Raw genomic sequence first — 9629 nt, 5'->3', positions numbered from 1 at the left:
GTTTTCATTCTTTATAGCCTCAGGGGCCGCCCTGATAAATAAGACGGCGGATCTTACTGAATAGTGCGTACTTTGACAAGTCAAAGGCAGCCGAAAACAGGCGCTATCGGGGGCTCGGGTCAGCGCGTCCGTAATACGGCAAGATTCTTCGGCAGGCGGCGCATCACTTCCACTGCAGAAAGAGGTGCGCAATTATGCAGATTGCGCGGAGAATTTCAACACGATTATGCCAACCCGCTTTTTTCAAGGAGCTTGCAATGGATTACCGTCAACTCGGCCGCACCGATCTCAAGGTCAGCAGCCTGTGCCTGGGCAGCATGACCTGGGGCGAACAGAACAGCGCTGGCGAGGGCGTCGCCCAGATCGAACGCGCCAAGGCCTACGGGGTCAACCTCATCGATACCGCCGAGATGTACCCGGTACCGCCGCGCGCCGAGACCTACAGCAAGACCGAGCAGATCATTGGCGACTACTTCAAACAGCGCGGCGATCGTGCCGACTGGGTGCTGGCCAGCAAGATCGCCGGCCCCGGCAATGGCATCGGCTATATCCGCGACGGCCAGCTCAAACACAACCGTGCGCATATCGTTGCCGCGCTGGATGCCAGCCTCAAGCGCCTGCGAACCGACTGGATCGACCTGTACCAGCTGCACTGGCCGGAGCGCCCGACCAACTATTTCGGCCAGCTCGGCTATCGCCACCAGGACAATGACTTCACCCCATTCGAGGAAACCCTCGAAGCGCTGGACGAGCAGGTCAAGGCCGGCAAGATCCGCCATATCGGCCTGTCCAATGAAACACCCTGGGGCACCATGAAATTTCTGCAACTGGCTGAACAACGCGGCTGGCCGCGCAGCGTGTCGATCCAGAATCCCTACAACCTGCTTAACCGCAGCTTTGAAGTGGGCCTGGCGGAAATCGCTATCCGTGAACAATGCGGCCTGCTGGCCTACTCACCCCTGGCGTTTGGCATGCTCAGTGGTAAATACGCGAATGGCGCACGCCCCGAGGGGGCACGCATCAGCCTGTTTAGCCGCTTTGCTCGCTACACCAACCCAGAATCGGAAAGCGCCTGCGCACGCTATGTCGCTCTGGCACGCGAGCATGGCCTGGATCCGGCACAGATGGCCCTGGCGTTTGTTACCGCGCAACCCTTCGTCACCAGCAATATCATCGGCGCCACCAGCCTGGAACAGTTGGACAGCAACCTGGCGAGCAGCGAGCTGGTTCTCTCTGCAGAGGTGCTGACGGGCATCGAGGCGATTCACAAAGCGCAGCCGAATCCGGCGCCCTGACAGCAAGAAGCCCGGCAATTGCCGGGCCTCTTTTGTTCCGCCATGGATCACAGCGAGCGGGCGATGATTTCTTTCATGATCTCGTTGGTGCCGGCGTAGATGCGCTGCACCCGCGCATCGGCCCAGGCGCGCGCCACCGGGTATTCCCACATATAGCCGTAACCGCCGTGCAGCTGCACGCACTCATCGAGCACCTTGCACTGCAGGTCAGTGCCCCAGTACTTGAGCATGGCGGCGGTCGGCACATCCAGCTTGCCTTGCAGGTGCAGCTCCAGGCAGCGGTCGACAAACACCCGGCCGATCTGAATCTCGGTGGCCATTTCTGCCAGCTTGAAGCGGGTGTTCTGGAAGTCCGCCACTGCCTTGCCGAACGCCTTGCGCTCGCGGGTGTACTCCAATGTCCACTTGAGAGCCGCCTCCGCCGAGGCCAACGCGCCGACACCGACGGTCAGCCGCTCCTGCGGCAGCTCCTGCATCAGGTAGGCGAAGCCCATGCCGGCCTGGCCCAGCAGGTTTTCCTTGGGTACACGCACATCCTGGAAGAACAGTTCGGAGGTGTCCTGGGCCTTCATGCCGACCTTCTCCAGCCGCTTGCCTTTGGAGAAGCCAGGTGTATCGGCTTCGACCAGGAACAGGCTGGTGCCCTTGGCGCCGGCTTTCGGGTCGGTCTTGGCCACCACGATCACCAGATCAGCGAGAAAGCCATTGGTAATAAAGGTCTTCGAGCCATTGATCACATACTCGTCGCCATCCAACACGGCGGTGGTTTTCACCCCCTGCAGGTCGGAGCCGGCACCCGGCTCGGTCATGGCGATGGCGGTAACCATCTCGCCGCTCACCAGCTTGGGCAGGTAATGCTGTTTCTGCGCCTCGCTGCCGTAATGCAGGATGTAGGGCGCGACGATGTCCGAGTGCAGCGAGAAACCGATGCCGGTCAGACCCAGGCGGCCGACCTCCTCGATCACCACGGTGCTATAGAGGAAGTCCGCCGCCATACCGCCGTACTCTTCCGGGATATGCGAGCAGAGCATCCCCGCCTCCCCCGCCTTGTTCCACAGCGCGCGGTCGATATGACCATCCTTCTCCCATTGATGGTGGAAAGGCACGGCTTCCTGCTCTAGGAACTTGCGCACGCTGTCGCGAAACTGTTCGTGTTCGGAGCTGAAAATCGTTCTGGGGATCATGGCAATACCTACAAAGATGGGCGGTTTTAAACTGGCCTCGACTTTAGCCAAGCAAACGCTTGGTCACACTGGACACAAGCGCCAAAAAATAAGACGATCCAGCCAGCTCATGACCACTTAGCCTTAATAAGAACACTATCTATGCCGAATCCGTCGCCAGCGCCGCTAAACCGCGTCAGCATTCTTGCCACCGAGGGCGTGTTCGCCTCGACCCTGATGCAGGCCAAGGACTTCTTCCATATGGCCAGCCTGCGCTACGGCAAACAGCAAGGCCTAGGCCTGACGCCGACCTTCGAGATCCACCTGGTCAGTCCGGACGGCCAACCGGTACGCAGCTTCAGTGATGTGCTGATCCCGGTTGATGGTGCGCTGGCAGATGCCGATGTGATCATCCTGCCCGCCTTCTGGGACGACTTCGACGCGCTGTGCCAACGCCACCCGCAGGTGCTCAGCTGGCTGAAACAGCGCCATGCCGCCGGCAGCGCGATATGCGGCGAAGCCACCGGGGTGTTCTGGATGGCCCAGGCCGGCCTACTCGACGGCAAGGAGGCCACCACCTACTGGCGCTTCTTCAACGAGTTTGCCGAGCGTTTCCCCAAGGTGTTGCTCAACCAGGAAAAGCACCTGTCGGATGCCGACAACCTGTACTGCGCCGGTGGCACCACCTCGGCCTGCGACCTCTACATTTACCTGATCGAACGCTTCTGCGGCGCCAGCGTGGCCCAGGGCGTGGCCCGCGACATTCTGTATGAAGTGCAGCGCAACTACGCCCCCGGCCGCATCGGTTTTGGCGGGCAGAAGCTGCACCACGACATGACCATCCTGCAGATCCAGCAATGGCTGGAAGATCACTTCGCCGACAAGTTCCGCTTCGAGGATGTGGCCCGCGAGCACGGCATGAGCATCCGTAACTTTATGCGGCGTTTCCAGACCGCGACCGGCGATAAACCGCTGCACTACCTGCAACGCCTGCGCATCGAAACCGCCAAGGGCTTGCTCAGCGCCACCCGCAAAAGCATCAAGACCATCAGCTACGAAGTCGGTTACGACGATGCCAGCTTCTTCGCCCGGCTGTTTCGTCAGCACACGGAACTGTCACCCAACCAGTACCGCCGACAGTTTCAACACAAGGACAGCCATCCTTGAACCGGGCACTGTTACCGCAGCCGGGCCGCACTGATCCTTGGATGGGTAGGTGGGCACAGAGCACCACCCTATGATCGGCGCACTGATAACAACAACAGGTTGACCGCCATGCGCCGCACACTTATTGCCTTACTTGCCGCCTGCAGCTTCAGCGCTGTCGCCGCCGACAACTGGAAGCCCTTCCCCTACGACCAAAGCGCCTATGACTACTCGGGCGACAAGCTGCGCCAGGCCTGGCCACAACTGACCCGCGGCTTCGGCGCCGACTACCCCTTCCCTGACGCCGACTGGGTGGTGACCATGGCCACGCGTCATCCCCAGGCGCTGGAAAAAACCGTGCTGGCCAGTACCGGCTTTACCGGCAAACCCGCGGAAGCCGAGCTCTATGCCACCAAGCTGCAGGATGTCTGGCGCCTGATGTTCCGCGGCGATTTCGCCGAAGCGAAGCAGCAGGGCCTGGCCCTGGGTGTCGGCGGGCAGATACCGGCGATGTTCGCCCAGGTGGTCTACGCCATGTTCCTGGTGCCCAATCAGGCCGAGAAGCACAAGCTGCTGGAAGAAGTGATCAGCTACACCGACCAGGCTGGCGAGTTGGTGCAGGCCGATACCGTGGCGCAATTCGGCCGGGTATACGCCAAGGCACGCCTGGGCGAAGAGCTGTCGGTGCCGGTGGTGCTCAAGCGCGGCTACACCTCGCAGATACCAGAAGAGCTGAAAGCATTGCTGGCAAAACACCCGCAACAACCGTTCGCCCTGGCGCTGTACGGCGGCTATGAAGCCGGGGTGATCCGCAAGGTCGGCAAGATGGTCGGACGCATGACCTACGGCGTCAGCGCCGACAATATGGAGCAGTATTTCCGCCGCAGCTTCAAAGCCCAGGACAACCTGCCCATCGGCCATTACGAATACGCCAACGCCCTGACTTACGTGTACGGCGACGACGAACAGGCCAAAGCCCTGCAACACCTCAAACGCGCCGTGGCGATCACGCCGATCAACGCCATGGAAGCGTTGGAAGTGGCCCACGCGCAGAAGATGCTTGCCCAGTACGAGCAGAAACTGGCGCACAACTGAGCCCAGCTGCAACGCAAAAAGGCTGCCTGATGGCAGCCTTTTTCATTCTTGCTTAGGCAAATTATTGCTTTTCCCGCTCCAGGGGCTCCAGCTGCGCCCACAACGCCTGCGCCTCTTCCGTCAGCATCGAGTAGCTGCGGATATCGCCATTGCGTTGCGCCTGCAGCGCTTCTTCCAGCTTGGCGCTGTACTGCTTGCGGAGCTTCTTGGCGGGATCGCTTTTAAACAAACCGAACATGCTGTGTGCCTCTGTCGACAAAGAGCCCCGGATAGGTGCCTGCCCAGCTTAATTCAGCCACGCGCCACGTTTGAGACGCAGATGTAACAAGCTGCTAAAAGCCCCCTCAGCCAAGGGCGTGATCGCGGATTTTCTGCAACGCCAGCGACATCTTCGCCGCCGGCACCCGCTGCAGGTTGCACAGCAGCTCATGGGAAATCTCGGCGATGCCATGCCGTTCACGCAGCAGCGCCGCCATAAAGCAGGTCAGGTTGGCGGCCATTTCCGCATCGGCCAGCGCGCGGTGCGCCTTGCCGGTATCGGGCAGGCCGATCCACTGGTTGAGATTGCCCAGTTTGTGGCTGGGTGCCATCGGCAGCAGCCTGCGTGACAGCAACAAAGAGCAGGCAAACGGCTGCACGCGGCGACGGCGAATCAGCGCCAGTTCGGCGTCCCAGAACTTCTGATCGAAACTGGCGTTATGCGCCAGCAACGGCCGATCGCCGACAAACTCCGCCACCTCCTGCATCACCTGCGCAGCAGGCGGCGCGGTGCGCAGCATGGCGTTGCTGATGCCAGTGAGCTGCTCGATAAACGGCGGCACCCAGGCGCCGCTATTCATCAGGCTCTGGTAGCGCGCGACAATCTGCCCATCCTCGACGATCACCACACCGATTTCGGTGGCGCGCGCCTGCTGGGCCGGCGACATACCGGTGGTTTCAAAGTCGAGTACGGCGATGGAGTCGGCAAGCATTGCTCAGTTTCTCAACAGCAGTGCGCCGTCGATCGGCACATAACGGCTGGCCGCCCGCACCAGCGATTGCGCGGTCAACCCCGGCACGCCATAGGCCACGGCCTCGACGCCATAACTGCCGCGAATCTTGTCCAGCAGCAGGTCGAAGTCGCCATCACCGGAGGCCAGCACCACTTCATCGACACACGGCGCGGCGTCCATGATGTCGATGGTGATGCCGACATCCCAATCGCCCTTGGCCGAGCCGTCGCTGCGCTGGATAAAGGGTTTGAGCTTTACGGTAAAGCCGAGGTTGCGCAGGATCTGCTGGAACTGCTGCTGCTTCTGATCACCGCGATCAATGGCGTAGGCATAGGCTTCGACAATCTGCCCATGCTGGCTGATATCGGCCCACAACGCCGCGTAGTTGAAATGACAACCATAGGCCTGGCGCACGGTGTAATAGAGGTTCTGTACATCGGCGAATACGGCGATCTTCTTCACCGGCAATCCTCATGGCAGGGCAATAAGCGCCGGGCAGTATGCCAGATGCAACGCACTTGCAGAGCCAGCATAAATTGGAGCCCCGAGGGCAATCGGCTAGAGTGGCGACTCTCCGACTCAACACGCGCCCGCCATGAATATGTTTTCCGCTCTGCATGACGCCTGGTATTTCTTCAGCCACCACCTGGCAGCCATTGCCCGCCTGTGTCTGCCGCTGATCGTGCTTGAAGGCCTGTTGCTGCAACAAATCACCAACCTGGTGGCCGCCGATTCCGCCACCCTCTGGCGCTTGCTCGCCGGCCTGCTGTTCTACCCGTTGTACAGCGCCGCGCTGATTCTGTTTCTCGATGCACGCAGCCATGGCCTGCAACCACGCGTCCGCGATCTGCTGGCCGCCAGCCTGCGCCTGTGGCCAAGTTTTGCGCTGCTGGCGGGTATCAATACCCTGGCGATCATGCTCGGTGCAGCGCTGTTGGTGCTGCCGGGAATCTGGCTGATGGTCAAACTGGCATTTGCCGAGTACCTGCTGGTGTTGCGCGGCCTGAACCCGATAAAAGCGCTGCAGGAAAGCTTCGAGCTGAGCGACGGTTACTTCTGGCCCATGCTCGGCTGCATCCTGATTGTCATGCTGCCGCTATGGCTACTGAATGGCTGGAGCCACACCAACGAGACCTTGACAGAGAACGCCCTGGCCAGGCTGTTGCTGGACTGCGCCAGTCGTTTTTTACAATTATTCTCAAGCGTAGTGCTGTTTCGCCTGTTTATGCTGCGCAGCGCCCAGCCCGAAGCCGAGTGAACGCCAGCGCAATCCAGAGTTCTGAGGGCAGACGCCGATCAATGGCCAACCGGCAAGCATCGACAACGGCGGCCACTTTGGCGTTGTCGCCGCCGGACAAGGCGGCGGTGCATGATGCCTTCCATGCCGCCCTGTAAGCCGGCGCCAGCGACGAAGGCGCACCCGCTCTCGCCCTGCAGCGGCACGCCAAGCAACAGCGGCATCAGAACAAGCAGCGGCGCATCAGGAACGCCCTGCACGCTGCGGTTTCAAGCCGGACAGGCGCGGCAACAGCACCCGCTCGAACAGCCGCGGGAAGAACCGCGCCAACACCCGCGCACGCCAGTCAACGTTGGACAGCACCAACAGCCGTCGGCGTTTCAAGGCGCCGTGGTAGATCGCCTCGGCGACATCCTGCGGCGAGGCCACCTTGCCCATCGCCAACGGCGGCTGCGCAGCCACCGAGCCGTCGCCGACCAGGGCATTCTTGCGCAGGTCGGTGGCGGTAAAGCCGGGGCACACCAGCATCACATTGACCCCGGAGCCTTTCAGTTCATAACGCAGGGTTTCAAATAACCCATGCAGGGCATGTTTGCTGGCGTTGTAGGCGCTGCGATAAAGCAGTGGGGCAAAGCCGGACAACGAGCTGAGCACGATGATCTGCCCACTGCGGGCGATCAGGCTGGGCAGCGCGGCCTTGGTGCAATGCAGCGCGCCAAAATAGTTGACCGCCATGATCCGCTGAAACACCGCCAGCTCGGTGTCGGCAAAACTGCTGCGGTGGGTAATCCCGGCGTTATTGACCAGCACATCGATGCCGCCGAACCGCTCGACAGTCAGGGCCATGGCCCGCTCCACCGCCGCGGCATCGGCCACATCACAGAGCACGCCGAGCGCCTCGGCATTGTGGTGATCGGCCAGGTGCTGCACCAGGCTGTCGAGCGCCTGCTGCTGCAGATCGAAGATCACCAGGCGCGCACCGGCCTGCGCCAAACGCATGGCCAGCGCCCGGCCGATGCCGGCGCAGCCGCCCGTAATCACCACAACCTTGCGGTCGAATACCTTGTTGGCGAACACCTTGCGGTACATAACCTGCCCCCGAGCCAGCTCCGGCAAAGGCTGTTACTACAACCTGTTATGGCTGCCATCGCAACAGGGCGGCGTCTGCGTGTGCTTGCAGCCACAGAAGTACAGGGTAGCGTCCTCGTCCGCGTGGTATTTCAGTGGGGTAAAACCGCTGCCTTTATGCGTGCCGTCGCAGAAAGGCTGCGCGGCGCTGCGCCCGCAGCGGCACCAGAAGTAGTCGTTACCGGCCGTGACGGCAACCGCATAGGGGCTGCGCTGGGCAATCGTTGGGGTATTCATGCGACCTCCTGAAGCGCCGAACAAGGCGGCTCAATATCAGCACCGCTGTGCATATCCGGCATGTTCACTGAGCATAGTTCACCCACCAGCGACACCGTCTATGTCCGCCTCGACGCCGGCGTATCGCCCTGCTCAGGCCAACCGCACCCCCACTACCTCGCGACCGCCGCCTGCGTTCGAAAGCGCGAAGCGACAGATTACCCGTGTCGCAGCACCAGGATTTCCGACCACCTGCCAGTGCTCGCCCGACTGCTATGGCCGCCGCTGAACTAAGCTTTTTCTGTAAGTCACTGGACAAAGCCGCCGGCAGTTAGCCATGCTCGTAAATGTGACATTTTTACAACGAAAAGACGGCAAATAGCCGCAGTACGTACCTATTTGATGCCACGATTTCTCTGCCTCATGCTGGCTGCAGTGTTCTATTGCAGCACCAGCGTCGCCGCCCCCGCCAATGATCCACGGCCATTGGTGCAGGTCGGTTATTACGAATTTCCGCCTTATTCCTACACCGACAGCCGGGGGCGGCCCAAGGGCGCCATCCTGCAACTGAGTCAACGTCTGCTGGAACACGCCGGCTACCGCGCCGAACTGCGCTCCTACCCCAGCGCGCGGCTGTACAACGCCCTGCAGGATGGCAGCGTGCACGTCTGGCCGGGGGCGCCAGGTAAGGTGGAGTTGCGCGGGCACACCCTGGAAACTCACACCAAGCTGGGCGAGATCGTGCTCAACCTGTATTTCCGCCGCGACACCCTGATACCGCGCCTACCCGAGGACCTCAAGGGCCGTGGGGTGATCATGATCAGCGGCTACACCTACTGGCAGCCGGTCAACGAAATGCTCAACGACCCGCAGCTGGACATAGAGCAACACCGCACCGGCACCCACACCGCCGCTCTGGAAATGCTCAAGCACCGCCGTGGCGACTTTCTTCTCGACTACCAGACTCCGGTGGAACAGGCACGCAGACGCCTGGGCATGGTCGAACTGCCCTATGTAGAACTGCTGCGCATTCCGCTGAAGCTGATCGTGTCCAATAAAACCCCAGGTGCCGAAGCACTGCGTGACGCGCTGGATCGGGCCTATGCCGAATTGCAGGCAACAGGCGAAGATCTGCGCCTTCCCTAAGAACCTGCTTACGATCTGCTGCGCGTCGGTCCTGCTGCGTTAAAAATAGGCTCGGTAAGCCACTTGTGGCTAACGCGCTCCAGCGCGGCCCGAAGGGCGAGTGAAGCGAGTAATGCTCATGTACAACTCGTACACTCCGCTTGATTCGCTGCGCTCACCCTGCGGGCCAGCCGTTGGCTGTTACTACGCTGCGCTGCGTTCCTCGCCTGTT

The 9629-nt window shown here is 61.1% G+C and carries 11 protein-coding genes; 5 read left to right on the top strand and 6 right to left on the bottom strand.

The window, feature by feature from the left end:
• The first annotated feature begins 257 nt into the window (after nucleotides 1–257).
• The gene (locus WA145_RS04360; RefSeq protein WP_422580386.1) at nucleotides 258–1295 is read left to right on the top strand and encodes an NADP(H)-dependent aldo-keto reductase; all 1038 of its coding nucleotides are present in this window, start codon (nucleotides 258–260) and stop codon (nucleotides 1293–1295) included.
• 47 nt (nucleotides 1296–1342) lie between these two features.
• Here WA145_RS04360 and WA145_RS04355 read toward each other — a convergent pair whose 3' ends face one another.
• Nucleotides 1343–2479 carry an acyl-CoA dehydrogenase family protein gene (locus WA145_RS04355; protein ID WP_422580385.1) on the bottom strand — a complete coding sequence of 379 codons (1137 nt, stop codon included), beginning with the start codon at nucleotides 2477–2479 and terminating at the stop codon, nucleotides 1343–1345.
• Nucleotides 2480–2719: 240 nt separating this feature from the next.
• Between WA145_RS04355 and WA145_RS04350 the strand changes: the two genes are divergently transcribed.
• Nucleotides 2720–3625, top strand: a complete 906-nt coding sequence (locus WA145_RS04350) for a GlxA family transcriptional regulator (protein WP_422580389.1) — start codon at nucleotides 2720–2722, stop codon at nucleotides 3623–3625.
• 108 nt (nucleotides 3626–3733) lie between these two features.
• Nucleotides 3734–4699, top strand: coding sequence for a hypothetical protein (locus tag WA145_RS04345; RefSeq protein ID WP_422580384.1), 966 nt, complete (start codon nucleotides 3734–3736; stop codon nucleotides 4697–4699).
• Nucleotides 4700–4760: 61 nt separating this feature from the next.
• On the opposite strand, the gene WA145_RS04340 is transcribed toward WA145_RS04345, so the two are convergent.
• From WA145_RS04340 to WA145_RS04330, 3 genes are all read right to left on the bottom strand, one after another.
• A complete protein-coding gene (locus WA145_RS04340; RefSeq protein WP_422580383.1) occupies nucleotides 4761–4937 on the bottom strand; it encodes a DUF6435 family protein in 177 nt (58 codons plus the stop codon).
• Nucleotides 4938–5043: 106 nt separating this feature from the next.
• A complete protein-coding gene (locus WA145_RS04335) occupies nucleotides 5044–5670 on the bottom strand; it encodes a PolC-type DNA polymerase III (RefSeq protein WP_422580382.1) in 627 nt (208 codons plus the stop codon).
• Nucleotides 5671–5673: 3 nt separating this feature from the next.
• Nucleotides 5674–6153 (bottom strand): NYN domain-containing protein, encoded by a 480-nt coding sequence (locus WA145_RS04330; protein ID WP_422580381.1) that lies wholly within the window; start codon nucleotides 6151–6153, stop codon nucleotides 5674–5676.
• A gap of 133 nt (nucleotides 6154–6286) precedes the next feature.
• On the opposite strand from WA145_RS04330, the gene WA145_RS04325 reads away from it, so the two are divergent.
• A complete protein-coding gene (locus WA145_RS04325) occupies nucleotides 6287–6949 on the top strand; it encodes a hypothetical protein (protein WP_422580380.1) in 663 nt (220 codons plus the stop codon).
• A gap of 222 nt (nucleotides 6950–7171) precedes the next feature.
• Here WA145_RS04325 and WA145_RS04320 read toward each other — a convergent pair whose 3' ends face one another.
• Together WA145_RS04320 and WA145_RS04315 are read right to left on the bottom strand one after the other, a co-directional pair.
• Complete coding sequence (locus WA145_RS04320; protein WP_422580379.1) at nucleotides 7172–8017, bottom strand: SDR family oxidoreductase; 846 nt, start codon at nucleotides 8015–8017, stop codon at nucleotides 7172–7174.
• A gap of 36 nt (nucleotides 8018–8053) precedes the next feature.
• Nucleotides 8054–8293 carry a CDGSH iron-sulfur domain-containing protein gene (locus WA145_RS04315; RefSeq protein ID WP_422580378.1) on the bottom strand — a complete coding sequence of 80 codons (240 nt, stop codon included), beginning with the start codon at nucleotides 8291–8293 and terminating at the stop codon, nucleotides 8054–8056.
• Between the two features lie 381 nt (nucleotides 8294–8674).
• Between WA145_RS04315 and WA145_RS04310 the strand changes: the two genes are divergently transcribed.
• Nucleotides 8675–9418, top strand: a complete 744-nt coding sequence (locus tag WA145_RS04310; RefSeq protein WP_422580377.1) for a substrate-binding periplasmic protein — start codon at nucleotides 8675–8677, stop codon at nucleotides 9416–9418.
• Nucleotides 9419–9629 lie beyond the last annotated feature (211 nt).

The sequence above is a fragment of the Pseudomonas sp. genome, assembly GCF_049301935.1.
In the GTDB taxonomy this organism is placed as follows: domain Bacteria; phylum Pseudomonadota; class Gammaproteobacteria; order Pseudomonadales; family Pseudomonadaceae; genus Aquipseudomonas.
The sequence above is the reverse complement of the archived record's forward strand: the minus strand, read 5'-3'. Positions and strand labels throughout refer to the sequence as shown.